24 protein-coding genes are annotated in these 26,617 nt (G+C 40.0%); 20 read left to right on the top strand and 4 right to left on the bottom strand.

Features of this window, described 5'->3' with window-relative positions; all coding sequences use genetic code 11:
• Positions 1–153: 153 nt before the first annotated feature.
• The 8 genes from dnaA to lenA all read left to right on the top strand — a co-directional run bounded on the left by dnaA (position 154) and on the right by lenA (position 10,931).
• Entirely contained in the window at positions 154–1,479 is a 1,326-nt protein-coding gene (gene dnaA / locus A0128_RS00005) for a chromosomal replication initiator protein DnaA (protein ID WP_069605656.1), read from the top strand.
• A 308-nt stretch (positions 1,480–1,787) separates the two neighbouring features.
• Positions 1,788–2,909, top strand: a complete 1,122-nt coding sequence (dnaN, locus tag A0128_RS00010; RefSeq protein WP_069605657.1) for a DNA polymerase III subunit beta — start codon at positions 1,788–1,790, stop codon at positions 2,907–2,909.
• Positions 2,909–4,006 (top strand): DNA replication/repair protein RecF, encoded by a 1,098-nt coding sequence (recF, locus tag A0128_RS00015; RefSeq protein ID WP_069605658.1) that lies wholly within the window; start codon positions 2,909–2,911, stop codon positions 4,004–4,006. Before dnaN ends, recF begins: the two co-directional genes overlap by 1 nt.
• Positions 4,003–4,467: a DciA family protein gene (locus A0128_RS00020; RefSeq protein WP_069605659.1), complete on the top strand. Its 465-nt coding sequence runs from the start codon at positions 4,003–4,005 to the stop codon at positions 4,465–4,467. The genes recF and A0128_RS00020 overlap by 4 nt, the downstream gene beginning before the upstream one ends.
• A 65-nt stretch (positions 4,468–4,532) precedes the next feature.
• Positions 4,533–6,458, top strand: a complete 1,926-nt coding sequence (gyrB, locus tag A0128_RS00025) for a DNA topoisomerase (ATP-hydrolyzing) subunit B (protein WP_069605660.1) — start codon at positions 4,533–4,535, stop codon at positions 6,456–6,458.
• Positions 6,459–6,476: 18 nt separating this feature from the next.
• Positions 6,477–8,981: a DNA gyrase subunit A gene (gene gyrA / locus A0128_RS00030; RefSeq protein WP_069605661.1), complete on the top strand. Its 2,505-nt coding sequence runs from the start codon at positions 6,477–6,479 to the stop codon at positions 8,979–8,981.
• Between the two features lie 4 nt (positions 8,982–8,985).
• Positions 8,986–9,942, top strand: a complete 957-nt coding sequence (dusB, locus tag A0128_RS00035; protein ID WP_069605662.1) for a tRNA dihydrouridine synthase DusB — start codon at positions 8,986–8,988, stop codon at positions 9,940–9,942.
• Between the two features lie 245 nt (positions 9,943–10,187).
• Positions 10,188–10,931 carry a lipoprotein LenA gene (gene lenA / locus A0128_RS00040; protein WP_069605663.1) on the top strand — a complete coding sequence of 248 codons (744 nt, stop codon included), beginning with the start codon at positions 10,188–10,190 and terminating at the stop codon, positions 10,929–10,931.
• A gap of 139 nt (positions 10,932–11,070) precedes the next feature.
• Here lenA and A0128_RS00045 read toward each other — a convergent pair whose 3' ends face one another.
• Positions 11,071–11,634 (bottom strand): lipoprotein LipL21, encoded by a 564-nt coding sequence (locus A0128_RS00045; protein WP_069605664.1) that lies wholly within the window; start codon positions 11,632–11,634, stop codon positions 11,071–11,073.
• Between the two features lie 138 nt (positions 11,635–11,772).
• Here A0128_RS00045 and A0128_RS00050 point away from each other — a divergent pair, with 138 nt between their 5' ends.
• Together A0128_RS00050 and A0128_RS00055 are read left to right on the top strand one after the other, a co-directional pair.
• The gene (locus A0128_RS00050) at positions 11,773–13,326 is read left to right on the top strand and encodes an LIC10012 family protein (protein WP_069605665.1); all 1,554 of its coding nucleotides are present in this window, start codon (positions 11,773–11,775) and stop codon (positions 13,324–13,326) included.
• 23 nt (positions 13,327–13,349) lie between these two features.
• Complete coding sequence (locus A0128_RS00055; protein WP_069605666.1) at positions 13,350–14,219, top strand: AAA-type ATPase lid domain-containing protein; 870 nt, start codon at positions 13,350–13,352, stop codon at positions 14,217–14,219.
• Here the strand turns inward: A0128_RS00055 and holA are convergent.
• Positions 14,185–15,273, bottom strand: a complete 1,089-nt coding sequence (holA, locus tag A0128_RS00060; RefSeq protein ID WP_069609003.1) for a DNA polymerase III subunit delta — start codon at positions 15,271–15,273, stop codon at positions 14,185–14,187. The two genes, A0128_RS00055 and holA, sit on opposite strands and share 35 nt — an antisense overlap.
• Positions 15,274–15,358: 85 nt before the next feature.
• Between holA and A0128_RS22195 the strand changes: the two genes are divergently transcribed.
• Positions 15,359–15,574: a hypothetical protein gene (locus tag A0128_RS22195; RefSeq protein WP_069605667.1), complete on the top strand. Its 216-nt coding sequence runs from the start codon at positions 15,359–15,361 to the stop codon at positions 15,572–15,574.
• On the opposite strand, the gene A0128_RS00070 is transcribed toward A0128_RS22195, so the two are convergent.
• Positions 15,565–16,128 (bottom strand): nucleoside triphosphate pyrophosphatase, encoded by a 564-nt coding sequence (locus A0128_RS00070; RefSeq protein ID WP_069605668.1) that lies wholly within the window; start codon positions 16,126–16,128, stop codon positions 15,565–15,567. The genes A0128_RS22195 and A0128_RS00070 overlap by 10 nt on opposite strands.
• Before the next feature lie 60 nt (positions 16,129–16,188).
• Here A0128_RS00070 and A0128_RS00075 point away from each other — a divergent pair, with 60 nt between their 5' ends.
• The 5 genes from A0128_RS00075 to A0128_RS00095 all read left to right on the top strand — a co-directional run bounded on the left by A0128_RS00075 (position 16,189) and on the right by A0128_RS00095 (position 20,961).
• Complete coding sequence (locus A0128_RS00075; RefSeq protein WP_069609004.1) at positions 16,189–17,079, top strand: hypothetical protein; 891 nt, start codon at positions 16,189–16,191, stop codon at positions 17,077–17,079.
• An 18-nt stretch (positions 17,080–17,097) separates the two neighbouring features.
• A complete protein-coding gene (locus A0128_RS00080) occupies positions 17,098–17,586 on the top strand; it encodes a hypothetical protein (protein ID WP_069605669.1) in 489 nt (162 codons plus the stop codon).
• Positions 17,587–17,592: 6 nt separating this feature from the next.
• Positions 17,593–18,336, top strand: a complete 744-nt coding sequence (locus tag A0128_RS00085) for an SDR family NAD(P)-dependent oxidoreductase (RefSeq protein WP_069605670.1) — start codon at positions 17,593–17,595, stop codon at positions 18,334–18,336.
• Positions 18,337–18,353: 17 nt separating this feature from the next.
• Positions 18,354–18,962, top strand: coding sequence for an L-threonylcarbamoyladenylate synthase (locus A0128_RS00090; RefSeq protein WP_069605671.1), 609 nt, complete (start codon positions 18,354–18,356; stop codon positions 18,960–18,962).
• Between the two features lie 313 nt (positions 18,963–19,275).
• Entirely contained in the window at positions 19,276–20,961 is a 1,686-nt protein-coding gene (locus A0128_RS00095; protein WP_069605672.1) for an FG-GAP and VCBS repeat-containing protein, read from the top strand.
• Here A0128_RS00095 and A0128_RS00100 read toward each other — a convergent pair whose 3' ends face one another.
• Entirely contained in the window at positions 20,962–21,318 is a 357-nt protein-coding gene (locus A0128_RS00100; RefSeq protein WP_069605673.1) for an arsenate reductase family protein, read from the bottom strand.
• A gap of 181 nt (positions 21,319–21,499) precedes the next feature.
• On the opposite strand from A0128_RS00100, the gene fliG reads away from it, so the two are divergent.
• From fliG to A0128_RS00120, 4 genes are all read left to right on the top strand, one after another.
• Positions 21,500–22,513 (top strand): flagellar motor switch protein FliG, encoded by a 1,014-nt coding sequence (fliG, locus tag A0128_RS00105; protein ID WP_069605674.1) that lies wholly within the window; start codon positions 21,500–21,502, stop codon positions 22,511–22,513.
• A 65-nt stretch (positions 22,514–22,578) separates the two neighbouring features.
• Complete coding sequence (locus A0128_RS00110; protein WP_069605675.1) at positions 22,579–24,819, top strand: adenylate/guanylate cyclase domain-containing protein; 2,241 nt, start codon at positions 22,579–22,581, stop codon at positions 24,817–24,819.
• Between the two features lie 10 nt (positions 24,820–24,829).
• Positions 24,830–25,321, top strand: a complete 492-nt coding sequence (locus tag A0128_RS00115; RefSeq protein ID WP_069605676.1) for a hypothetical protein — start codon at positions 24,830–24,832, stop codon at positions 25,319–25,321.
• Positions 25,293–26,534, top strand: a complete 1,242-nt coding sequence (locus tag A0128_RS00120; RefSeq protein WP_069605677.1) for an LIC10025 family lipoprotein — start codon at positions 25,293–25,295, stop codon at positions 26,532–26,534. The genes A0128_RS00115 and A0128_RS00120 overlap by 29 nt, the downstream gene beginning before the upstream one ends.
• Positions 26,535–26,617: the final 83 nt, after the last annotated feature.

Genomic DNA, 26,617 nt, shown 5'->3' on the forward strand with positions numbered 1-26,617 from the left:
AGAGTTCTTTCAAAAATAGTGTATTCTCATTCATCGATCTCCGGGACTCCGGAGGAAAAGTGAAAAATAGCCTCAGTCAATTGATTTGGAGAAAACCATCCAAATCAAACTCGTAAAAATCTCTTGTGAGAGAGAATTTTTGTTTTTGTTTCTTTGGAGGAAGAGTTGAACCTAGTTTGGAATAAAATTTTAGAGGAAGTATCCAAGAAAATATCTCCTCAATACTTTGAAAGGTTCATTGATACCCTGAAATTAGAAACTCTTAACTCTGAAAAATGTACGATCATCGCTCCTTCGGCGACAATCAAGACTCACGTTGAAAGAAAATATCAAAGCATCATTGAAAGCGCGATCTTAGAAGCCTGCGGAGATAAAATTCCGGTCGAAATTCTGATCGAAACAAAGGCCGCATCACCGCTTCAGACCATTCTTGAAAAATCATTCGATCAAAAAGATTTTCAATTCAATCCGGATTATACGTTCGAATCCTTTATCGTCGGCGACTGTAATCGTTTAGCCTATACGGCAGCTAAAGAATGTGTAAGAAAACCTGCGGAGATAAATCCTCTTTACTTGTTCGGTAGCGTCGGAGTTGGAAAAACACATCTGCTTCATGCGATCGGTTCCGAACTTTTAAAAAAAGATCCGTGGAAAACGGTCTGCTACGTTGATATATCCTCCTTTATGAATGAATTTCGTTTTGCATTGCAATCTCGAGAACTGATCGAAAGTTTTAAAATAAAATATCAATCTTACAACTGCCTTCTCGTGGACGACATTCAACTTCTCTCAACAAACGCAGAAAAAACTCAGGATGAATTTTTCGCATTGTTCAATTTTCTTTTTGAGAGAAGAAGACAAATCGTTATCGCATCGGATCGTCCAAGTTCCGAGCTTCCAATACACGAAAGATTAAAATCAAGATTCGTAACCGGCGTTCAAGCTGACATTCAATATCCGGACAGAGAAATTCGAAAAGGCATCGTCGCACATCATTCTCAAATTATGGATTTAGGATTGAGTGAGGATATCTTAGATTTTCTCGCGGATCAAATCGAAGAAGATACAAGACTTCTTCTTGGAGCGCTGAACGATATTTATCTTTATAAAAAATCCTATTCTCTTTTGTTTTTGAACTTGGAGAAAGTAAAGGAGATCGTAAAAAATCGTCTTTATCGAAAAAAGAACGTAGAATTTTCTCATGACAGAATCATCGAAGCGGTTGCAAAAGAATTCAGTTTAAACCCTTCCGAGATTATGGGAAAGAGTAGAAAGAAAGAACTCATCATTCCTCGCCACATTTGTTTTTATCTTCTGCACAATATTTTTAAAGTGAACAAGTCTCAGGTTGGAAGACTTTTTCAAACTCAGCATACGACGGTCATTCACGGGGTCAGAAAAGCTGAGGACCTACTTTCCAAAAACAAAGATATGCGATTTTTAGTCGAAAGAATCAGCTCTCGTTATCGACTTCAGTAAGCGTTTTAAACTTACAGGTGAATTCAGATTTACACACACTGTAAATAAAGTGTATATAAACTCTCTTTTCCTTGTTCAGTAAGTTTAATAAATCTGTAAATAAGACATAATGCAAAATTACTGTCGCTTCAAGTGAAGAAATTGACGAAGAATTATGTCCAAAATGAAAATTCTCTTTTCAAAAAGAATGAGACATATTTCAGTATTCAATAGGAATACGATTTTATGTACATATTTACAGGTACTACTCCTACAACTGTACAATAATAAGAACCTATTTAATTAAGTAAGATATTAGGAGAACAAAATTGAAAATCAAAATAAACACATCTGAATTCTTAAAAGCAATCCATGCTGTGGAAGGTGTGATCTCCGCAAGAGAGATTAAATCTGTATTATCAAATCTTAAAATAGAAGCCGAAGGAAAAGAAGTATTTCTTTCAGCGACGGATCTTGAGATCTCTATAAAAACTTCAGTTCCTGCGGAAGTCATTCAACCGGGAAGTATTTCCTTACCGGCAAAACAACTTTCCAGCTTTTTTAAAACGATCAACTTTGAAGAAACTATTTTGTCCTTAGAAGAATCTGATGGTGAATCTTCGATCGCATACATTACCGATGCTTCCGGAAAGAACGATTACAAATCTAAAATTTCAGGAATGGACGCCGAAGAAATCAAAACGATTTCCAAAGTAAATTCCTCTCAAGTGTCTTCGTTTCCTAGTACGTTAATCAATGATATGATCAGAAAAACTTCTTACGCGATCGCTCATGAAGATCAGCGTTTTATTTTCAACGGACTTTATATGATCCCGAATGAAACTAAGCTGATCTTTGTTGGAACCGACGGAAGAAGACTTTGTAAGATTGAAAGAACACTTCCCGCACCCTTGCAATTTAAAGAATCGATTATCGTTCCTGCAAAAGCGATCCGAGAAATTTCAAAAATGATTGCTACATCAGAAACCGGTAATATAGGATTGATCGACAGTCAGATTTACGCTTCGGCAAATAATATTGAACTCTTGTGTAAATTGATCGAAGGAAATTTTCCAAACTACGAACAAGTAATTCCTAAAAGTACTAAATTCTCCACCGGAATTTCCAAAGAAGAATTTCAAGTTTCTCTGAGACAGGTTATGACCGCCGCGGAAGAACCATCGAGACAAGTAAGACTTACCTTTACTAAAAACAATCTAAACTTCTTTGCACAAACACTCGGCGCATCGGAAGCAAGTATCAACAAGTCGATCGAATATTCGGGCGATGAAGTTACGATCGCTTTCAAAGGGGAATATCTCATGGACATTTTTAAATCCATCGACGATACGGAAGTTAAAATCGAATTTTCAGATTCCAGTTCACCAGTGATCTTTAAGGATCCGTCCGATCCTGAATTTATCTCTGTAATTATGCCGATGAAACTTTAATGTTTTTAAAACATCTTACACTTCAAAACTTTAGAAGTCACGAAGAACTGAGCCTGGATTTTCATTCCAGGCTTATTTTTTTTGTGGGCGATAACGGAGAAGGAAAAACAAATCTTCTCGAAGCAATTTGTATGTTGTCGTGGTTAAAAAGTTTTCGCGAGTCGGAAGACGGAAATTTAATCCGTTGGGGCGCCGAGAATTATTTTCTCCGAGGTAGAATCCAAGAAAATCAAAAAGAATCCATTTTAGAAATCGGATATACTACAAAACCGACTGTAAAAAGAAAATTAAAATTCAATCAGGAAGAAATCAAAAAGAGAACGGATCTGATCGGAAAATTTATAACGGTTCTTTTAACTCCGATGGATTTGAAAATTATAGAAGGCGGCCCAGCGGAAAGAAGAAAGTTTATAGACGCTTTCATTTCTTCCTTTGATCCGTTTTATTTGGATTCTTTATTGGAATATAATAAAATTCTAAAACATAGAAACGCTCTTTTAAAAACGGGAAATTCGGATTCTTCTCAACTTTCCATTTGGGAAAAGAGACTCGTGGAAAAAGGAACGATCCTCTTAAATAAAAGAAGAGAAATCGTTTTAGAATTGAATTCATTCTATCAGACAAACTTGGATAAGTTGAGCGGTGGAAGAGACGGACTTACGTTGATCTACAAACCGGACGTCAAAGACGAACAAGAATTTTTTGATAAACTGAATCGCAACTTGGGTCGGGATTTGAGACTCGGTTATACTTCTGCCGGAATTCATCGCGACGATCTTTTTATCGGGGCTGATTCCCGTGATATTACGGAATTCGGTTCTCAAGGCCAAAAAAGAAGTACGGTAATCGCTTTAAAAGCCGCCACTTTCAACTATTATAAGAATATTCTCAATACAACCCCTGTCTTACTGATAGACGACGTGATCCGCGAATTGGATGTAAAACGAAGGGAATACTTTGTGGACTTAGTGGTTAACGCCGGTCAGGCTTTTTTTACGACGACCGATCTGGAAGGAATTCAGGATTATGTCGGTAAGCTCGAAGATCAAAAGCAGATCTTTATCATCAAAGACGGAGCCGTTCGTTCAGTAGAATGAGAGACGATCTAATTTCATCGAAAAAGATTGAAACCGACGAGTTCAAATCCGTTCTCAATCAATTGGGAATTACGGAAGAAAGTCTTCAGGAAAAAATTTCCCTAAACACGCTCAAAAATCGTTGGAAAGAAATAGTCGGACCAGTCTTTGCCTCTCATTCCGAAGTTAGTTCGATTCAGTTCGGCAAATTAAGAATTATCGTTTCCCACAATGCCTACAAACAAGAATTGCTTTTTCTTCAAAACCGAATCCTAAGACAAGCTTCTCTCTTTCTCGGAAAAGGTGTTGTTCGTTCCTTGGAAATTTCAATCGGTAAACTAACGAATTCCGTCTCTTCTAAACAACCGGAAACAAAGGAAAAAAAAGGATTAGAAGGCAAAGAGGATTTAATTGCCATACTTGAGAAAGAAACCGATCCGGAAGTTAAAAAACGTTATCTCGAGATTCTTCAATATCTTTGATTAATAAATGAATTTCCTTGCCTCCCTATGGTTTTCAGGAAAACTATTCCTGAGGTCTGAAAAAAATGAGCCAAGAAGAAGCAAGCTACAGCGCCGGTCAGATTAAGATTTTAGAGGGTCTGGAAGCTGTTAGAAAACGTCCGGGGATGTACATTGGAACTCAGGATGATACGGGGCTTCATAAAATGGTCTACGAAGTTGTTGATAACTCCGTGGACGAGGCGATGGCCGGTCATTGTACAGAAATCAAAATCAGCATTCTTCCCGATAACATAATCGAAGTAAGAGACAATGGCCGAGGGATTCCCGTCGATATTCACCCGGATAAGAAAATTTCAACCATCGAAGTCGTTATGACCATTCTCCACGCCGGTGGTAAGTTTGAAAACGACGCCTACAAGGTTTCCGGCGGGCTCCACGGGGTTGGGGTTTCGGTCGTGAACGCACTTTCTGAATGGCTCGTCGTAGAGGTTTTTCAAAAAGGTAGAATTTATACTCAAAAATATGAAAAGGGGATTCCCGTTTCTCCGGTAGAAGCAAAGGGAGAATCTTCTGAAAGAGGAACGATTGTCCGTTTTAAGCCGGATGCCTCCATCTTTACCACGGTCGATTTCCAATTCGACGTCCTTTCCGCTCGATTTAGAGAATTAGCTTTTTTGAATAAAGGTTTGATTCTTACAATTGAAGATCGGAGACGAGGAAACGAAGGTGAGAATCTTTTAAAGAATGAATTTCAGTTTTCAGGCGGTATCGTTTCTTTCGTAGAACATATCAACGAAAACAAACATCCGATGCACAAAGTGATTCACTTTGAAAGAAATAAAGAGGATGTAATCGCCGAAATTTCGATCCAATACTCCGAAACATATACGGAAAGTATTTTCTGTTTTACGAATAACATCAACAATAACTTGGGTGGAACTCACCTCGAAGGTTTTCGCGCGGCGCTCACGAGAACTCTCAACGATTTTCTTAAAAAAGATACCGTGCTCGCGAAAAAACATCCAACCGGCTTATCGGGTGAAGATGTGAAGGAAGGTTTGACTGCTGTTATCTCTGTAAAAATTCCACAACCTCAGTTTAACTCTCAGACAAAAGAAAAATTGGTAAATGCGGAAATCAAAGGGATCATGCAAACCTTAACTTCGGAAGGTCTTACTCTTTTCTTTGAAGAGAATCCTAATATTACAAAAAGAATATTAGAAAAATGTATTCTTTCCGCGAAAGCAAGAGAAGCAGCTCGAAAAGCAAGAGATCTTACGAGAAGAAAGACGGTTTTGGAAGGCGGGGGTTTGCCGGGAAAACTGGCGGACTGTTCTGAAAAAGATCCGGCTCATTCGGAAATCTATCTCGTCGAGGGAGATTCCGCGGGCGGTTCTGCAAAACAAGGAAGAGATAGAAACACACAAGCGATCCTTCCTTTGAAAGGAAAAATTTTAAACGTGGAAAAAGCGAGACTTGATAAAATTCTCGCGAGTGAAGAGATTCGAATCTTAGTTTCTGCGCTAGGGACCGGAATCGGCGAAGATGAGTTTAATATCGATAAGATTCGTTATCATAAGATTATGATTATGACGGACGCAGATATCGACGGTTCTCATATTCGCACACTCCTTCTTACATTCTTCTTTCGTTATATGAGGCCCGTGATCGAAAGAGGATATCTCTACGTCGCACAACCGCCTCTTTATTTAATCAAACACGGTAAAAATTCTACTTATGCTTACTCTGATAAAGAAAAAGACGAACTATTGAAAACGGTCGGCACGGACAAAGTTGTAATTCAACGATACAAAGGTTTGGGAGAGATGAATCCCGAACAACTTTGGGAAACCACGATGGATCCTTCCAATCGAGTGGTTTTGAAAGTAAAGTTAGACGACTTCGTGGAAGCGGAAGAAACGTTTAACGTCCTTATGGGCGATGAAGTTCACCCAAGAAAAATGTTTATCGAAGTAAACGCCGCAAAGGTAGCAAACTTGGATCTTTGATCCGAAGGGAATTCAGAAATGAGTCAAGAGATGGAAAACGAAACAAAAGTCCTAAGCTACAATATTGCAGGAAAACCAGATATCGCGGAAGCGTTGAGAAACGGAGTCCGGGTAATTCCTGTAGAAATCGAAGACCAAATGAAAGAGGCGTATCTTGGATACGCGATGTCCGTTATCGTAGGACGGGCGCTTCCGGACGTCAGAGACGGTTTAAAACCGGTTCATAGAAGAATTCTTCACGCGATGAATGAGCGTGCTTGGAGAAGCGATCGTCCTTACGTAAAATGCGCTAAGATCGTCGGGGAAGTAATCGGTAACTATCACCCTCACGGTGACGCTTCCGTTTACGAAGCTCTCGTAAGAATGGTCCAGGATTTCTCTTTGAGAGTTCCTTTGATCGACGGACAAGGAAACTTCGGCTCCATCGACGGTGATAATCCGGCTGCCTATCGTTATACGGAAGCAAGACTTGAAAAAGTCGCCGAAGAACTTTTGCGTGATATCGAAAAAGACACCGTAAGTTTTTCACCTAACTATGATGATACGAAACAACAACCGGATGTTCTACCGGCTAATTTTCCAAACTTACTCGTAAACGGTTCTTCCGGAATTGCGGTGGGTATGGCGACGAACATCCCGCCTCATAACCTAAAAGAAACGATCGATGCGGTCATTGCCGTCATTCGGAACCCGGAAATATCAATTCCTGAAATTTTAAAAATCATTCCGGGTCCTGATTTTCCTACTTCCGGTATTATCATCGGTGGAGAAGGACTGATCTCAGCTTATACGACCGGAAAGGGTTCGATTCGGATCCGATCCAAGGTTGATATCGAAGAAAAGAAGAACGGACGGGAAGTCATCGTCGTAACGGAAATTCCTTATCAAGTAAATAAGAAAGTTCTTCTTGAAAAAATCGGGGATCTAGTTAACGACAAGAATATCGAAGGAATCTCTGAAATTTTAGATCTTTCCGATCGTAAAGGAATTCGAGTAGAAATTCATATTAAGAAAGATGCAAATGCTCAGGTCATTCTCAATCAACTTTATAAGATGACCCAGCTTCAGGTAAGTTATGGAATCACGATGCTCGCGATTCTGGATAACAAACCTAAGATTTTCAATATCAAGGAAATTCTTACCGCATACTCGGCTCACAGAAGAGTCGTAATCGTACGAAGAACCCAGTTTGATTTAGATAAGGCTGAAAAGCGCGCCCATATTTTAGAAGGTTTGAAGATTGCCTTAGAAAATATCGAAGACGTAATCAAAGTAATTCGCGCTTCTAAAAATCCTGCGGAAGCAAAAGAACAATTGATGTTGAAGTTCAGCCTTTCCGATGTTCAGACGGATGCGATTCTCGAAATGAGATTGCAAAGACTTACTTCTCTCGAAGTCCAGAAGATCATCGATGAATTGGAAGAAGTCAGAAAACTCATTGTGGATCTAAAAGACATTCTCGCGAAACCTTCTCGTGTAAGTGATATCGTTTGCACCGAACTTCAAGAAGTCGGCGATAAATACGGAACCAAAAGAAAAACTGAAATTTCGATCGAAAGCATTGAAAGTTCTTCTTTCAACGCGGAAGATTTGATTGCGGATGAAGAAATCGTAATCCAAATCACGTATGATCAATTCGTAAAACGTCTTCCGATCGATACTTTCAAAAGACAAAAACGCGGCGGGAAGGGAATCCAAGGTCTTTCACAGAAACGAGACGATGTGATCAAGATCATGAAAGCCGCAATGACTCACGATAGCATCATGTTCTTTTCCAATATTGGAAAAGTTTACGTGATGAAAGCTTATGAACTTCCGATCGCTTCCAAAGAAGCGCGCGGAAAATCCCTCAAAGCGATCATAAACCTTAGAGAGGATGAATACATTTCTTCTGTCTTCGCATTCAGAGAAGAAGATATGGATAAAGACCTCCTTCTTGTAACTCGCAAAGGTTTTATCAAACGAATTCACCTTAACGAATTCAGTAATGTTAAGAAATCGGGTATCATTGCGATCGGTCTTCGCGACGGAGACGACCTCATTAAAGTAGAAGCGATCAACGATAAAGACGAAGTGATCATATTCTCCAGAAAAGGTTTAGCCCTCAGAATCGAAGGGACGATCATCCGTCCTCAAGGTCGTACTGCGAGCGGCGTAACGGGCATGAGACTTTCTCAAGACGATGCGATTGTTGGTCTTAGTAAATTCAAAGAAGGCGAAGACATCTTCGTTGTTTCCGAAGAAGGTTACGGAAAACGTCTCGGCTTTGAAGAATTTGCCGCAAAAGGAAGAGGTGGAAAAGGAATGGCTTACTTAAAAGTCACGGATAAAAACGGCTTCTCAGTGGGAACCGGCTCCGTGGGCGCAGAGGATGAAATCATTCTAATCACTCAGCAAGGAATGACGATTCGAATCAACGCATTCGACATTTCTAAACTAGGGAGGACCGCCGTCGGCGTACGTCTCGTAGATTTGAAAGACAACGATAAGGTCCAAGACTTTACGGTTCTCGGAGAAAGTTAAGAATATGATTCAGATCGGAAATGTTACGATCCCTGGGAGAATTTCTCTTTCTCCGATGGCGGGCATTTCCGATTCTCCCACTCGTAGAATTTGTAGAAAGTTCGGAGCCGCATTTTCCTATACTGAATTTGTAAACACGGATGAAATTATTCATAAGGCGCCGAAAGCCTTAAAGATGTTTCAATTTCATCCGGAAGAAAGACCGATCACATTTCAGATTTTTGGAAATCGACTCGAGGTGATCGCGGAAGCGGCCGAAATCATCCAAGAATTAAAACCCGATATCATCGATCTCAATATGGGCTGTTCCACTCGGAAGGTTTCTCTTCGAGGTGCCGGAGCCGGTTTATTGCGAAGGCCTGTACACACAGGAAAGATTATCGAGGCTATTAAGAAAAGGGTTACAGTGCCTGTAACCGCTAAGATAAGAATCGGATGGGATTCTGAAAATCGCAACTATCTTGAGGTCGCGAAGATCCTGGAAGACTCAGGTGTGGATGCACTAACGGTCCATGGCAGAACTAAGGAAATGGCTTATACTGGATTTGCGGATTGGAATGCGATCGGCGAAGTAAAGTCGAGCGTAAAGATTCCTGTTTTTGGAAACGGAGATATTAAAAGTTTTCAAGAAGCGCAAAAGAAGATTCAAGAATACGGAGTCGATGGCGTTTTAATCGGAAGAAACGCAATCGGCAATCCCTGGATTTTTTCCGAAATCAAAAAAGAAAATCTATCCTGGACCGAGATATCGGAAGTGATTCTACAACATCTCTCATGGATGATTGAAAATTTTGGAGAAGAATTCGGCTTGGTTCTTTTTCGCAAACACCTTGTGAAATATCTTTCCGGATTGGAGTTTGATCCACTCTGGAAATCTCAACTCTTGGAAATCAGAGAGTTTGATCGTTTTGAAGAGCTTTTGATTTCCCGTAGGGCTGTTAGCTCTTTAGTATTACATTGATCTAACATTCCTTATTCTGAAAGTAAGAATTTTAAATTTCCTCTTTTTCAAAGCAATTTCAATTCAATAAGAATTCGATAACTTTCTTATTTTTCAGCCCTTTCGCATAAAAACTTCTTTGAAATCGATTCTTAGCGTTAGGTGTTTTGATGAAGTAAACGCAAGTTTTAGTGCTCGTTCTAAGCGTTTTTCTTGACTATTTTAAATCCTTCCGCGATAACTTCGCGAAACGGAGAAATTACTTTATGAAACTTGTAAAAATATTCTTAGTTCTCTCTTTTGCTTTGTTAGTTTCTAACGCCTGCAAAAAGGAAGAAAAGAAAGACGTTCCGCAAATCCTCGGAACTAGATTTGCGAATTATGACCAATGGATTTATAAAATTCCGGGAAGTGACAAAAAAGAAGATCAAGTCTCTCTCGTCTATGGAATGGAAGAAGTTACAGGACTGGAAACCGTGGATGTACAAGTCCCGACGAAGGACAAAAAGGGAATGGTTTCCGCTACTTTTTTAAAAGTTAGAACCGTGGAAAATAAAGAAGGTTATGCTCCGGTAAAAAACTTTTCTGAGAACGTATATTTTGTTTTGAACGCGAGTGAGGATGCTTTCGTAAAACCGACTATCACGGCTAATACGAAAGGCAAATTGAAACGAGGGATGTATTGTTTAGAACAGGAAGTTATTGGAGAATTCTCCAAAGTAACTTGTTACGACTCCATCCTCGAAGAGGAAAAACTTACCAATTATTATGACGTGTGGATTAAGACCGCCTCTCCGCACCTGAGTAAAGACGCACTCTTGGGTGAAACGATTAAACTTTTAAAGAAGGCGAGTCAGGAATTAGCGAAATACAATTCAGCAACGGAGGAAGAGAAAACGAAAATTCTTAGCTCGGCAACGGAAGCTCTGAAAAAAGCTGCGTCAAAGCAGGATGAATTTTCTACGGATATCACCAATCTAGCAAGTAAGTTTAACCTTTCCTTGGAGTAATGAAAATTCGATTTTAAATCTATGTCGAAGTCGAAAACCAAGATTCAAAAATCCTTATATTCGATCGGGTCATAGGCAATAAAAAACCCCGCCTTTAAACAGCGGGGTTTCGAAACAAAAAGCTTCTTTTTAGAAAAGCTTACTGCTTATTGGAAACCTCTTGTGCTTTCGCTACCAGAGCATCCTTTCCACCAGGAAATTTTGCATAGATAACACACTGACATTCTTCCCAGTTGTCTTTAGAAACGTCTTTTGGATCGGAACCGTTACCAGTTGCTTTACACTCGTAAACCCCAACTCCTTTTACAACGCCTTGAGACTGAGAAACAATTACGGAAGCAGTTGCTTCACCGTCGGATACGCCGGAAGCAGCTTCTACAGTTTCACCAACCATCTTCTTCACAACATCAGAAGCGCCTTGAAGTCTAGAAGCTTCACGGCAAGTTGATTGCATCATAGCCTGGCTTTTCTTAGCCACTGCTTTAGCGGATGCTCTGGAAGAAAATTTAATATAGTACCAGTCTTTTGGAGCAGTATCTCTTGGTGTTTTTCCGTCGTTTCTTTGTTCTGGAGCTCCACCCCATCCTTCAAATGTCCATCCACCGTCACCTACAGATGTTGCGTCTTTTTGTCCAGTGTCGGTGCTGGAGCAAGCTGCAAAAATCATTGTTGCTACAGATAGAGCGATAAGTCTATTGATCATTATTTTCTCCTTGATCTACTAAATGAAAAAATCTAATACTTCGCCGAGTTTATGCAACACATTTTTTAATAGGTTGCTTTGAAACATAGATTTCTCTAAATGAATCTCAGAGAGAGATTTGCGTCGCACTAATTCTTTATGTTACGAAATTTATTATTTTTCTTAATTTTCTTGGCTCAACCGTTACTCTCTACGAGTATAACTTTCCTTCCGGGTAAAGTAGACGGCAACTTACCAAATTCTTTTCAGAGAATCAGCGATAGATCGCAAGAAATTTCCAAATTTGGGGCTTTTTACGCAAACTTACTCTTAAGGGCCAAAGTAGACGCGACTGAAAGAATTAAGGAGAAAGAACTTTTCGAAAAATTTCGAAGTTCCCGTTTTGCAAAGGAAGACTTCGCAAAAATTTGTTCTGAACTTTCCGTCGATATTTTAGTTCGTGATGAGTTGAGTTTTCAAAATCAAATCACGCTCGATCGCTCTGTTTATAATTGTACACAGAAGCAATTGGATGAGTTACACCTTTCCGAAAAATCGGATCCTTTTTCTTTAATGCGTTCTATGACGGAGAAATCCTTTCCATGGATTCCTTCCAAAAAAAGACAAATCTCCCAATTGAATCAAAAGAAGTCTTCGAAAGAATTGATCTTTGTAATCGACTTGTCTCCTTCCTTTCAAAGAGAGAGAGAAGAATGGGTTCAATTCGTAAAAACAGCTTCTTGGGAATGGATGACCGGAATTCGAGTCGTGACTTTCTCCGAAGGAAAGACCACGATTCTTCCGAAAGCGGGTTCGCTCGCAGAACTTAGAACACAGATTTCTAATTTAAGATCGGTCGGAAAATCTTCTTTAGAGGATCTATCGGATGCTCTGATCAACGTGAAAAGAAGTCTACTTCAATCCGGAACAAAATCTCAAACGTTTCAAGACATAATCATTCTTACAAATGCAAAGGGAAAAATTCCCAATCCCACACTCTCTTCCATTCTTCAAGATTTACAATCTGCGGGTTACGGGATCCGACTTTTCACCGCTCCGTATTTTTCCATTTCACAGACGCAGTTTTATAAAGGAATTCTTTCCAAAGGAAGTTTTTATGAGATCTCGTATTCTCGCAAGGTGAGCACGGCAAAAGATTCCAAAACATTGCTCTTTCGCGGAAGACAAATTTATTTTACTTACTCGGAACTTTCTGCGGGACAGACGGGCTCTGAATCCTCACTCAATAAGGTTTCCTATTCCGGAAAATACACCGAATCGGAAGCGATCAATCCTCTCAATTTTACGGAAATCTACGCTGAATTGACGGGCGATAAGATTCTCGCGTCGGAACCGCTTCGCGACAATCTGAGTTTTTTACTTTCCAATGTGCTTTTGAAAGACGAATTCAAATCGGAAGGACCGGAAGTTTTAATCAAGTCCGGTGAAAAAGCTTTTTGGGTATCTTTACCGACGGGTGTAAAAGCCCCGGAAACGGAAGAATTGGTAAGTTATCAGACGACTTATGTTCCCTCGGGCGCATCCGTAGACGGAGTGAGTAATATCGCGGGCCTTACCGAAGTCTACAAAGGAAATTTTTCCCAAATCCTAGAATGTACGCCCATTCAGGTAAGAAATTATTTTCAGAATACGAACAAAAGTTCTTTCGATTGTATCGTCCGAGGTCGAGTTCTACAGGTCAAAGGATTATAATCTTTTACTAAAGGGATCCTCATTTGAATTCCGACGAACATATTTTTATCAGCAATGCTTCTAACTCGGTTAAAATATTAGATCGAATCAAATCTTTTTCCCAAAATCAGATGCCCCTATTTCTTACTGGCGGCCCTGGATCTGGAAAGACGTTTATTTCCCAGTTGATCGCGAAACTATCGGGTAAAGAACCTTCGATTCGAGTTTTGGATTCTGAAAATCTTGAAAACGAGTCCGCATTAGAGAGTATTCTTTCTCAAGAACAAAACACGTACTTTGTATTTAAGAATTTTACAAAGTTTCCAAAAGAAATCCAAGCTTTCCTGTTAAAGCGACTTCGTGAAAATCAAACGGATTCAAGATTCCTATTTTTATCCGGAAAGGAATGGAAACAAAAACTTGAAGCCGGAGATATCTTAGAATCTTTGTACTTCGAAATCTCCAATTACAGATTGGACCTTCCGGATCTCAGAGAAAGAAAAGAAGACATTCCTCTACTCATTAAACATTTCCTCGAAATACTTTCCGATAAATATAAAAGAAAAGAAATTCGACTGAGTGAAAAACTCTATCACTTACTTTTGAATTACGATTTTCCGGGAAACATACGGCAGTTGAGAAATCTTCTGGAAAGTATGGTCTCTTTATTCCCGGTTCGAATTCTTGATACAAAACATCTTCCCCCTCAGATGTTTGAAACTTCCTATGTTTATAAAGAATTTATAGAAGTAAAAACGGGAATTCCGCTCAGAGACTACGAAAGGGAAATCATAAAAAAGAATCTAATTCTTGTGAATGGAAATCGAGAAAAGGCCGCGAAAATTTTAGGAATATCGGAAAGAACAATTTATAGGAAGATTATAGAATTCGGTCTTTCCGGCGAAGCAGAATAAAAAAATCTTCCATCTTTCGATTGAAGTAGAATTCGGATTCTTCCTTTTCCGATCCCGTTTTGATCCTAATATTCATATCTATGATAAAGTCATAAAGTTCGCCGATGATCTTATCGGAAAAGAAAGTGGCTTCCTTTTTAAGTCGATTCCGAACGAAATTCTTTCTCGCCGGGCTATAAGACTGAATATCGAGGTATTCGTAAATTTCTTCATCGGAAAGAGTCGCTTCGTATTTTCTCGAAATGATTTTGTATTTTCGGAGTTGATCGATTCTTTCTTTTAAAATCGTAAAAAACAGAAGCAGCGAATCTTTTCCCTTTTGAAACTTCCGGAATTCTTTAAAAAAACGAATTCGATCCGATTCCATAAAAAAATCCACGAGGCCGCTCGAGTTGAGTTCCGAGTTAAACATAAGAACGTCTTCGACGTCTTGTTTGTTAAAAACCTTTTTGCTTAGATAGAGTTTCAGTTTAGAAAGCGATTGCAAATACGCTCCCATCGAAGGCGGAATTTTATGAAGAAACTCATCCATCGCGTCTTCTTCCAACTGAACGCCTATTTCTTTGCAGGCTTGTAAAAGTCCGCCTTTGGCTTCGTTTGGATAAAAATTTTTAGTTTTGATGAGATGAGCTTTGCCGCCGAAAAGTTGTAAAACCTTGCTTGGAACTTCCCAGTGATTGTAATGAACTAAGAGCTGAATGGAATCCGGGAAATTGGAAAATTGCTTTTGTAAGGATTCGTTGTTCTTTCCTTTTCCACCGGAAACCGGTTTAAAAAATTCTAATCCAGATTTGATGATAAACAATTTCCGATTGGAAAACATATCGAGGTTAAAAGCTTCCGACTGAAATCTTTCGAAATCTCCCGGCTCGGAAACAAAGATTACGATTTCTATGGATTCTCCGGTTTTACGAATCGCTTCCTTATACTTTTCCGCGAGAATCTCGAATTCGTAGGATTCTTTCGCCGCAACGAAAACGATCGACGGCAGGTCCTTTCCAAAATCGGAGAGAAACTCGATTGAATTTTTGTATTCTTTTGTTTTGGTCGCCATTGTTTCAGGTGAGAATCCGATTTGTTTCCGAAAAAACCGGAACATTTAACTTAAGGTAAGGAATCGATTCTCCGAAGAATAGAATATGAACATCAGTTCCGGAGTCCAGAGGATTTCTTTTCCAGGAGAAGGTTTGGCCTATGTCAGCCCGGCTCGTCTTGGAGGGAAGGTTGAGGCCGTGGACCGTATTCAAAGGGAAGATTTTAATTCTGACCGAAGTTTTCCCGGAAAGAATTTAGCTCGCCCTTCTACAGAAGCGCAACCGCAAACACGCGGAAGCCTCATTGATTTCTACGCTTGATTCCCCTTCAGATACTTTTCCCATAATTTGTGGTACTGAAAAAACATTCGGATCGGAAAGCCGAGAATGTTTGTGTAAGATCCTTCAAAGTGTTCCACAGGACCTTCCGCGTCTTGAATCCCGTAACTTCCTGCCTTATCAAAGGGAGAATAGGTTTCCACGTACTTGCGAATCTGATCCCGAGTCCATGGTTGAAACGCGACCTTAGAAGAATCAAATGCGAATTGTTCCAAACCGCGATCGTAAATTCCCAAACCCGAATAAACGATATGAGTATTTCCTGAGAGGGTTTCTAAGATTTCTACAGCTTCTTGAAAATCGCGGGGTTTTTGAAGAATTCGATGATTGTAGACAACGATCGTATCGCAGGAAACGAGCAATTCGGTTTTCGATTTGGTCCCTAATTTAGAAAGTGTGATCCGCTTTAGATATTCCAAAGGGCTTTCCTTCGGTAAGGAACTTTCGTCGATGTCTTCCGGTTCGACTCGAAAATCCAGATCCAGCGATTCCAATACCTGTTTTCTACGGGGAGATTTGGATCTGAGGACGATCATAAATCCACAGTTTGAGAAAAGCCTTGCTTTGCACCCGTTTTCCAGTCGATATTGGTATGGATGAAAGAGAATCAAAAGTCTTCTTATCTTAATCTCCGTGTTCTTTTTTGTATCCTTCTCCTTACTTCGATCTCCTCGATTTTTTCCCAAGAAAAAACGAACGATCAAAAGGATTCTAAGGAAAATACAAAGATCGGCTCTGAAAAAGAACTGATCGTGACCGGAAAATTAGAATCGGTTCGCAAGAAAGCCTTTCTTGGTTTGAAAGGAATCCGCACCTCTCTTTTGAATTTTGGAAAAAAACAAGATCTGGATAAAATAACATCGGACTATGGACAGGCGGAAATTTCGTATCTCAGAGCGGAATATTCTACAGCCGCTACGGGTTTTGAAAACGTTTACAAAGCGGTAGTTCCCTTGGAAGAAGTTTTGAGAAGGGATTACGAAACAAAGACGGTTCAGCTAGGTCAAGAACTGGCTCCGTTGATCGTCTCCATTCGTTTGGATCAGAAAAATAAAAACCGAAGTATTCTTCCCGTATTAGAAAAATATTATGTTCGTTCGGGAGATTCTTCAAAGGCTTCCGTAAGCGAGTTGGAAAAAGGAGAACGGACGTCGGCTCTTTATTTTCAAAAGCAAGCGTTGATTTCTCTTTATCAGATTAAAATTCTACTCGGAAAAATAGAAGATTCTACAATTTCGCTTTCGGATCGAATCTCGAAAAATAGAATTTTAGAAACGGACTATTTGAAACCGGAAGAATTGATTTACTGGGACGATGCTGAAGATAAGCTTCACTCCGATTCGGAAGAAGAAAGAAAAAAAGATAGAATTCGGACTTTAAAATCCTATGAGTGGAGACTCGGAATTTCTTCCGGTAAACTTCAAAAAGAAAGCGATTCAAAAAACTCGCCAGCGAGTTCAGAAAAACAAAACAACACAAAACCTTAATGTTCTAAAATTACTTTTATGAATTCATTCTATATAAAAAAAATCCTGATTCTTTTATTTATCGTTCTGCTGTTACCATCCTGTAGAAGAGGAAGTTTTGACAGAGTAAAAGAACGAAGTTACCAATACCTTTGCAAAGAATATCTGATCTTCTGCGATAAGATTGTAGCTAAAATCGATATGTTCGACTGCGACCCTTTGCACAATACTTACGAAAGCGACGGCGCGCACTATATCAATCGAGAAGTTCTGGTTGACGACTTGACGATTGAAAAAGATGAAAGAGGGACCGAAATTTTTGATCCATATTCTGATAAAAAGCCTAGAAAAGAAAAAACTCGGGATACAAGTTCGGACTTTGGAAAGAATATCAGAATCGATTCTCGGAAACTGATTCGCACTTTTGATACGGAACGCGGAAAACGTCCCGAAGGCGCGACTAACAACGAATCGATAGAAAATATACGGCCTTGTTATCCGGTGAAACCAAATTACAATCAGGAGTGAATACAATTGAGCGATCTATTCAATTTAAAAAATAAAACGGTTCTTGTGACCGGATCTACACGCGGGATCGGAAAACATTTTGCGCAGGGATTTAAGGACGCAGGGGCGATCGTTTACGGAACTGGATCTTCGGAAGAATCCATCAAAAGATTTGAAGGAAGCGGAATCAAAGGATTCGCCGCAGACATTCGTCAACCGGATGCGATGACTTCCATCATTGAGTCCATCGTAAAAGAACACGGAAAGTTGGACGTTTTGGTAAACAACGCAGGAATCGCCGCAAACAAACCGGCTGCTTTTTTAAAAGAGGATGAGATCGAATCGATCATTCAAACAAACTTTACCGGCGTATTTAGAACCTGTGCTTCGTATTACAAAATTCATAAAAAGAAGGGTGGAAACATCATCAATATCGCTTCCATTCTAGGAATGAGGGGAACTAAATTTGCATCGGTTTATTCGGGAACAAAAGGCGCCGTAATCAATATGACCAGAGCCTTGGCGGTGGAATGGATTGGGTCCGGTTATCGAGTCAACGCGATCTGTCCCGGTTTTATCGACACCGACATGACCGAAATGATCAAAGAAAAACCGGAAGTTATGGAACAGATGGTGAAGGCGATTCCAATGGGAAGAATGGGAAAACCGGAAGATCTCGTAGGAGCCGCGATTTACCTCGCTAGCGATGCATCCGCCTACGTTACAGGACAAACGATTGTTGTGGATGGGGGAATCACCGCAGGACTCTAAAAAGAGTCTAAACTTTGATGATCGTTTCTCTTCATCCAATCAATCCGGAAAAAAGAAAACTCCAACAGATTTCGGAGAATTTGTTGGAGGGTAAGGTTTATATTTTTCCAACGGATACGGTTTACGCACTCATTGCGGATTCTCAATCTAAGACCGGTGTGGAAAGATTATACGAACTGAAGAATATTCCAAAAAACCAACCTCTTTCCCTAATCTGTTCAAGTATCTCCGTGGCTTCGAATTATATCGAATACTTACCGAACGAAGCATTTCGCTTAATGAAAAAACTGACCCCGGGTCCGTTTACTTTTATCATTAGAGCGAATAAACATTTACCTCGAGTTTCCTTTTCCAATCAGAAAGAAAAACAAATTGGTATTAGAATTCCGGATGCGATCTATCTGCAAGAATTGATGAAAATTCATCCGAACCCTCTTACATCTACCTCGGTCTTTGCCAACGATGAATTTATCATTGAAGTAGAATCCTTAGAAGAAATCTACGGATCTAGAGTGGAAGGGATAGTAGATGGTGGAATTGTTAACGTTGAACTCTCAACGATCTTGGACGTCACCGGAGACGAAATTACAGTCACAAGAGAAGGGAAAGGTTTCGATCTTTTATAGCTCGCAAAACGAATTTCCGAATTCACCGCATTCCTCTGAAAAAATCTCGCTATATTTCTAACGGAAAATCCGTCCGATGAAAGAAAAAAGGACTTCGCATAATATTTAGTAAATATTTTATGAACGTGACCAATGATAAAAATTGGACATTTCTAATTTTTATCATTCATTGATCGTGAAAGATGGCTTGAAGGATCTCGTCGCGGTTTGTTCGAATCCTCTTTTGTTCGATAATAAAAAATTTGCCGATTGATTTTATTTATTTTGATTTTCTTTTTAAAGTTAGTTTATAATTTATTTCCTGGTATCAGAAATGAATCGTCTCTTTTATCCTCTAGTAATCTTTTTCGTATTCTTTAACTGTAGCATCAAGTCGATGAACAATTTGTGCGACGAAAAGGGATCCTTATTCTATAAAAATCTGATCGTAAGTTATTTTGCAAACGCGGGCGAGGCGAATTCTTGTGGTGTTCGTTTTGGAGTGGTAAGGCCCCGTCTCCTCAGCGTTGGTCCGAAAGGACTTTTGAATTCGGGTTTTCTTTCCGGTGATTTTGATCCTTCCGCTGCTGGGGTGGAAGTTTCCTTAGATTCGGGTCCTTTTGTGAAGGCAGTCCTTTCCGGTAACCAGTGGAAATTTCAACTGCCAGCACCCGGTGTTCCAGCGACGATTCCTTCTTCCGGAATTTGGAAAGATTGGAGTTTTCATACGATTTCAATCAGAGCTATAACTTCCAGTGGGCAAGTTTCATTTCCGTTAGTTGTTTCTTTACAGAAGGGACTGAATAAGGATATCAACGGAGACGGTTATCCTGACGCCATGATCGGTTCTCAAAATTTTTCCCGTGCAAGAGCTTATCTCTCATTGGGACAAGGTGGGGGACTAACGGCCACTCCCGCAACCACGATCAATGGAGCGAGTGGATTTGGTTATTCCGTCGTCTTGAGCGATATCGACGGGGACGGTTACGCGGACGCGACGGTATCAAATACGGCGGCTAACTTTTCTATTTATCTTTCTTTAGGAGCAAGCGGGGCGCTTTCAACAACTCCCTTAACCCCGACTACGGTAGGAACAGGAATTCTTAATATTGCCTCCGGAGATATCAACGGAGACGGTTTTTCCGATATAATCGTAGGATCTCCTTATGATTTATCAAACGTAGGAAGTGCTTACATTTTTACTTCGAACGCCGCAATCGGTCAGGGAGTTTCTTTCACTCAACAGGTGAATAATCCAAGTCTCGCGGGAAGCACTCAGTTTTACGGTTATTCCGTTGCGCTTGGAGATTTAAACGGAGACGGAAAATCAGACTTAATTTCCGGAGCGGTTGGATCCAGTCAAAACGGGGCCTTCTTTGTTCATACTTCCCAAGGTACGACGTTTGCTTCTTACTCTCAAACTTTTTCGGGATCGGCAACGAACGAATGGTATGCAAATTCAGCGGCCACGATGGATGTGAATCGAGATGGTCTTGCCGATGTAATTTTAGGCGCTTATCAAGAATCTGGCGCCTTCGGAAGAACTTATTTATATCTTTCTAATTCGGGAATTCTTTCCAATGCAGCCAATAGTCCTGTAACTGGAGTTTCGGGTTCGCAGAGCGCGACTTCGGTTACTTCAGGAGATATCAATGGGGACGGGTTGTTCGACATTCTAATCGGTGGTTATTCTTATACAAACACGTTTAGTGCGCAAGGATGTGCGATTACATTCTTATACGGCGGAAATACGTTGGGACTCAATCCCACTTCCTTGAACTTTTTAACCCAAGCTGTAAACCAAGGAAATATGGGAAACGTGATTAGCTCCGGAGATATCAACGGAGATGGTTTCAGCGATCTTTTAGTCGGAGCTCCGAATTCAATCGGAGGCGGAGCTTATGTTGGTAAAGTTTATCTTTACCTTTCCGATGGAACGGGTGCTGGGTACACTTCGACTCCGCAGACGATCAACGATCCGGATGCCACCGGCGCTTTCGGAACTTCGGTCGACTTGTAACTATCGAATTTGTTTTTTCCACTCTTCTTCTTTAAAACCGACGAATCCAAAACCTTCTCCTAAGACGAAAGGGCGTTTCACTAAATTTCCGTTCTTCGAAAGAAGATCCAACTGCTCTTCGATCGGCATAGAAGCCAATTTGTCTTTCAATCCTAATTCTTTGTAATCTCCGCCGGATGTATTAAAAAGCTTTTTAGAATCGTTTCCAACGTATTTCAGCATCGTCTTGAGTTCCGTTTTTTTGGGTGGCGTTTCCCGGATCGGAAGAACTTCCAATTCCACTTTTTTACCGGAAAGATATTTAAGAGCGTTCCTGCAAGTACTGCAGTTTTTGTATTCGTAGACCTTGAGTTTCAATGGAATTCTCCTATTCCGATTGTTTTTCCATCCTGGGAAAGGTCAAGTTTTCTGAAAATGGACTTCTTCTAAAGGGAGAATCGGGTTTTTTCAGTGGAACAAAATTCTTCTTCTCACCCAAAAATCTTTTCGTTGAAAAGACCTATTTTAACCGATAGGATTCATACAGGTAGACTCGGAAGTGCTCAATAAGAAGACCAACTTAACCGGAAGACAAAAGGCCGCAATTTTTCTAATCGCGGTCGGTAGCGAAGTGTCTTCGGAGATCTTTAAGCACCTCCGAGAGGACGAGATCGAGCAGATCACATTCGAGATCGCCCGTCTTGATAAGATCACTCCGGAAGATAAGGAAAAAGTTTTAGTAGAATTCAACGAGCTCATGATGGCTCAAGAATTTATCTCAAACGGCGGTATCGACTTTGCCCGCGGTCTTTTGGAAAAAGCTCTCGGAAACCAGAAAGCGATCGATATCATCAATCGTCTTACTTCTTCTTTGCAAGTAAGACCATTCGACTTTATTCGAAGAACGGATCCTCAGCACTTATTAAACTTTATTCAGAACGAACACCCTCAGACGATCGCATTGATTCTTTCGTATTTGGATCCGCAAAAAGCTTCGAACATTCTTTCCAACTTACCGCATACCATCCAAGCCGAAGTTGCAAAACGAATCGCAACGATGGACCGGGTGAGTCCGGACGTATTGAGAGAAGTGGAACGGGTTCTCGAAAGAAAACTTTCCACATTGGCTTCGGAAGACTATACTTCCGCCGGTGGTATCGATTCCGTTGTCGAGATTTTGAACTTGGTCGACCGGGGAACGGAAAAGACGATCATCGAAGCTTTGGAAGAAGAAGATCCAGAGCTCGCCGAAGAGATCAAAAAACGGATGTTCGTCTTCGAAGATATCGTCCTCTTGGATGACCGCGCGATTCAAAAAGTCATGCGAGAAGTGGATAACTCCGATCTCGCAAAAGCGTTGAAATCGGTTGATACAGAGGTTCAGGAAAAAATCTTTAAGAACATGTCTAAACGCGCCGCGAACCTATTGCGTGAGGACATGGATTTTATGGGTCCGATTCGAATCAAAGACGTGGAAGACGCTCAGCAAAAAATCGTAAACATCATTCGTAAATTGGAAGACGCAGGTGAAATCGTCGTGGCCCGTGCGGGTGAAGACGAATTGGTTATGTGATTTAATTTTCGATTTAGGAAAGAAATTTCCTTCGCAGGTTTTTGATCTCGTTGAAATCTGGTTGCATGGTCCGGCTTCTAAAGCACTTTATAATCTACTTATCTTTCTCATTCTTTCTTTCCTGCGGATACAACCCCAACGAGGACGTTTTAGACCTAACCCACGCGGAATGGAAAGTGATCCAGGGCAATCATCTGGATCCAAAATTGGGAAAACAAAATCGTTCGGCTTCCGGTTCGCAATCTATAAAAAAGAGTAAAGAGAAAGAATCGGCTTCTTCCGCCGAGTGGAAGGAAATACGTCAATTTCCGATCGGATTCAATTCATTTTTTCAAATTCCCGATCAATCCGGGTTTCACGACGTAACTGTCAAAGTCGAATTTTTGATCAATGCGGGATCTTCTTATTTAAAAATGCCGACCGCGATTTACTTTCCGGATTTAGGAGAGAATTGGGAACTCTATCTAAACGGAATTTTAATCCGAAATGAACTCTTCTCCGAAACTGGAGACAAAGCCGACCTCAATCCCCGGATCCGAAGATCGTTAAAATCGCTAACGTTGCCGATTCCTTTTGGAGTTTTGAGGGAAGGAAAGAATACCATAGAATTGTATATCGTCGGAGAATCGAATCTCACTCCTTATGTTCAGAACGATCATTTCGGTTTTTATCACGCGAGCGGGTATAGAATTGCATCCTTCGAACAAATATACGAATCAACTTCCGAATACTTTGAAGTTTTTCTCTATGGAATCTATTTTATATTCGGAATCTATCATATTCTTTTTTACGTCACTCGAAGACAGGATCTTTACTATCTCTACTTCGGTCTTTTTTCGTTCGTATCTTCGATTTACTTTTTTGCCTCGTCCAATCTGATCTTTCAAAAGTTTGTGAATTCGAATTCAAACGTCGACAGCTCTCTCTTTTTTAGAATCGAATATTCCTCCTTGATGTTGATTCTTCCCGCTTTTTATTTTTTTATTCAGGATTATTTCTATCCGAAACAAAAAATGGGAATTCTACCGATCGTCTTCACTTCCGTTTTACTTTCTTTATTTATTGTTGTTTGGTCTTCACCACTCTCATGGGCTCATAACGCACTGAAAGCCTGTCAGATCTTGATAATCTTTTTTCTATTTTATATTCTTTTCTTTTCGATCCAAACCGTAAGAAAGAAAAAGCACGACTCAAGGAAAATGTTGGCGGGGATATCGGCGTGTATCCTTTTTGCGGTTTGGGATCTTTTGGATTCTATGTTTAAGATCATAGGCCTGCACTATCCTTTCTTTAAGATTGCTTATTCGTTATTTATTATTACGATTATAAGCATTCTAGTTTCAAGATACATTCAGCTTTATAAAGACGCTCAACTTCTCAATAAGGAACTTTCTAATCAGAAGGATGCATTCTATCGTTTTGTTCCCGCAGATTTTATTCGTATTTTAGACAAGGAATCCCCTGTCTCGATCGCGATCGGCGATAGTAAAGAGAAATCCATGACTGTGTTATTTTCGGATATTCGGGACTTTACTTCGTTTTCGGAATCTATAAAACCGAGTCAAACGATCGCATTCTTAAATTCTTATCTTTCCGAGATGGAAGAGCTCGTGTATCAGGCCGCCGGTTTTGTGGACAAGTATGTGGGAGATGCCGTCTTAGCGTTGTTTGCCGACTATAACGATCGAGTCGATAAGGAGAATTTTAATTCCGCAGATAATGCGGTCGATTCTGCAATTCAGATGATCTCCGCAGTGAAATCCGGAAAAATCCAAAAACGATTCTCGATCCCTTCGGAATGGAATTTAGAAATCGGAATCGGAATCAACACCGGCTCTTTAATTTTAGGAACGGTAGGAAGCGAGAGAAGAATCGATACTACCGTCGTTGGCGACGCCGTCAATCTCGCTTCCAGACTTCAAGATCTCACTTCTCTTTATCAAAGTAAAATTTTGATCTCGCATCATACATACTTGCAATTAAATCGAATGAGCGAAGCCGGAATTCGAATGATCGACACGGTATTTGTAAAAGGAAGAAATCAACCGGTCGATATCTATGAAGTTTTCGAAGGTGATTCCGAAGAACTTCGTGAATTTAAATTCAAATCAAAAGATATGTTATCGCAGGGAATGTCAGAGTACAGAGCCGGAAAGTTTTCGCAAGCGTCGAGCATTTTCAAGGAGTTATATCGGGAAGAACCGAGAGATAATCTTTCCAAAATTTATTTGAAACGATGTAAGCTCTATTCAATAAAACCTCCCGAACTTCATTGGGACGGAATCTTTCGCTATCAGACAAAGTAAGAATTAAAAGATGAAATGGATTTTGTTATTCTTTATAGGACTTTTATCGCTTCCAATTTTTTCTTCGGACCTTCCGGATTTTCAACTTAAGGATCAGAGAGGACAAAAACTCAGTTCTAAAAGTTTAAAAGGAAAGACTTCGATATTTTTGGGTTGTGGATTTTCCGATATCGTTCTTTGCAGAAAGCACGGAAGAAAAATCTATTGGAGAATGCAAAATCTTATAGATGAGTCCAAGGATCCCGTTGAATTCGTCGCATTCGTGGATTTAAGAAATGCGCCCGCAGCGGTTCATTCCTATATCCGTGAGAATCATTCTAAAAATTACGAATCTGTGTTTTTAGACGAAACAGGGATTTTATCTTCCGGAATTCGGTCTAATTTTTCTTGGTTAAGAATTTTTTCTGGGAACAAGAAATTGATCTATGAATCCTACTATCAAACGGTAGACGATAGCACGGTGGATAAACTCTATGAAATCATTCGAAAGCAAAGAAAGTAACCATCGTATTTTTATCTGCATTACGATTGTATTCTTAACATACAACTGTGTGCAAAAAAAAACTAACCAAGCCGCCTATTGGCAGGAATATCTTTCGTTTCAAAAAGCTCTTTCCAGAGAATTTCCTTCCGGAGGAATTAGAAACGCGCTCTATGGAAATCTTACTTCCGCCGACGAAACTTTTCTTCAGGAGAAAGAAGGGATTCTTTCCATCGATTTTTATCTTCGCAAAACCAACCACGGGTTTCAGTCGGTTTTGACTGCCGACAAGGTTCCGGATAACGTACCTTATAAGATTCACGTCGACTATGTTCCTTCCTCTTTTAAGGATCAAAAAACATATCGAATGAAAAGAAAAACCGAATCGATTCTTCCCGCTTTTAGTTATCTTGATTTTTTTTCGCATGTGGATCAACTGCAGAATTTTTTTCGTTTCAGTAAGGACGTATCTTCTAAATTTACAAAAATCTCCGTAGCACATCAATATCTTTGTTCCGTTTCCAATTGCGACATAGGCCGAGCCGAAAATTCTTCTTGGCTTATGTACGAGCTGGATGAATCAACGGGTGTAAAATTTCCGGAGTTCTATAAGAAAATGTTTAAACTTTTAAATCAGGTTTCTTATAGAATAACGATTTTTAAGTCGGGAGATTTTTTGAGCGGAATCGAACTCTATAACGAAAAGACAAAAACATTCTTAAAAATTCCGGATACTCCGCCGGGATATTGGCTTAAACCTGAAACCTTGCACATTCGTGTTTCTTTATTCATTCAAGCCTACGGTTTAAAAATTGATATTAGAAGTTTAGGATATAGACTTCGTTTTTCTTCTTCTAAAAATTATGAAAAGATAACGGGAGAATTCTCAAAAATTCCCGAAAAAAAAATCAGCGGAAGGTTCTTACAAATTTTTCCACCCGGAATGGTGAACTGGTTTATTCCGGGCGATATCGAAGAATACTTTGATAATTTTTTCACACTTCTTGTTCATGGTTCGGATGGAAACGGAGGAAACCGATTTGAGTCCGAAGCGTATCGAGTCGGAAATAAAATGAAAGTGATTCTCCGCTCGGAAGCGGAAATTTTTCGAGAACGTTTTAAACTCTTTCAATCGAGCGGTGATAAAGACGACACACCCGCCTTTTTTGAAGTTTTAGAAAAAATTCTAATCGATGATCTTCAAAAATCACCGGAAGGCGCCGCATCCTTTTAGACGTGGATTTTATTTCCTCTTTAAAATTAGAATCTTTCTAAAGTGCTTGACTGAGCGTCTAAATTCCAGGATTTATTTTTAGT

The sequence above is a fragment of the Leptospira tipperaryensis genome (assembly GCF_001729245.1).
GTDB lineage: Bacteria > Spirochaetota > Leptospiria > Leptospirales > Leptospiraceae > Leptospira > Leptospira tipperaryensis.

Excerpts from the sequence above, each read along its gene's own strand:
- recF (WP_069605658.1), top strand. The coding sequence starts at position 2,909 with ATGTTTTTAAAACATCTTACACTTCAAAACTTTAGAAGTCACGAAGAA.
- A0128_RS00020 (WP_069605659.1), top strand. The coding sequence starts at position 4,003 with ATGAGAGACGATCTAATTTCATCGAAAAAGATTGAAACCGACGAGTTC.
- gyrB (WP_069605660.1), top strand. The coding sequence starts at position 4,533 with ATGAGCCAAGAAGAAGCAAGCTACAGCGCCGGTCAGATTAAGATTTTA.
- gyrA (WP_069605661.1), top strand. The coding sequence starts at position 6,477 with ATGAGTCAAGAGATGGAAAACGAAACAAAAGTCCTAAGCTACAATATT.
- dusB (WP_069605662.1), top strand. The coding sequence starts at position 8,986 with ATGATTCAGATCGGAAATGTTACGATCCCTGGGAGAATTTCTCTTTCT.
- lenA (WP_069605663.1), top strand. The coding sequence starts at position 10,188 with ATGAAACTTGTAAAAATATTCTTAGTTCTCTCTTTTGCTTTGTTAGTT.
- A0128_RS00045 (WP_069605664.1), bottom strand. The coding sequence starts at position 11,634 with ATGATCAATAGACTTATCGCTCTATCTGTAGCAACAATGATTTTTGCA.
- A0128_RS00050 (WP_069605665.1), top strand. The coding sequence starts at position 11,773 with ATGTTACGAAATTTATTATTTTTCTTAATTTTCTTGGCTCAACCGTTA.
- holA (WP_069609003.1), bottom strand. The coding sequence starts at position 15,273 with ATGGCGACCAAAACAAAAGAATACAAAAATTCAATCGAGTTTCTCTCC.
- A0128_RS22195 (WP_069605667.1), top strand. The coding sequence starts at position 15,359 with ATGAACATCAGTTCCGGAGTCCAGAGGATTTCTTTTCCAGGAGAAGGT.
- A0128_RS00070 (WP_069605668.1), bottom strand. The coding sequence starts at position 16,128 with ATGATCGTCCTCAGATCCAAATCTCCCCGTAGAAAACAGGTATTGGAA.
- A0128_RS00075 (WP_069609004.1), top strand. The coding sequence starts at position 16,189 with ATGAAAGAGAATCAAAAGTCTTCTTATCTTAATCTCCGTGTTCTTTTT.
- A0128_RS00080 (WP_069605669.1), top strand. The coding sequence starts at position 17,098 with ATGAATTCATTCTATATAAAAAAAATCCTGATTCTTTTATTTATCGTT.
- A0128_RS00090 (WP_069605671.1), top strand. The coding sequence starts at position 18,354 with ATGATCGTTTCTCTTCATCCAATCAATCCGGAAAAAAGAAAACTCCAA.
- A0128_RS00095 (WP_069605672.1), top strand. The coding sequence starts at position 19,276 with ATGAATCGTCTCTTTTATCCTCTAGTAATCTTTTTCGTATTCTTTAAC.
- A0128_RS00110 (WP_069605675.1), top strand. The coding sequence starts at position 22,579 with ATGGTCCGGCTTCTAAAGCACTTTATAATCTACTTATCTTTCTCATTC.
- A0128_RS00115 (WP_069605676.1), top strand. The coding sequence starts at position 24,830 with ATGAAATGGATTTTGTTATTCTTTATAGGACTTTTATCGCTTCCAATT.
- A0128_RS00120 (WP_069605677.1), top strand. The coding sequence starts at position 25,293 with ATGAAATCATTCGAAAGCAAAGAAAGTAACCATCGTATTTTTATCTGC.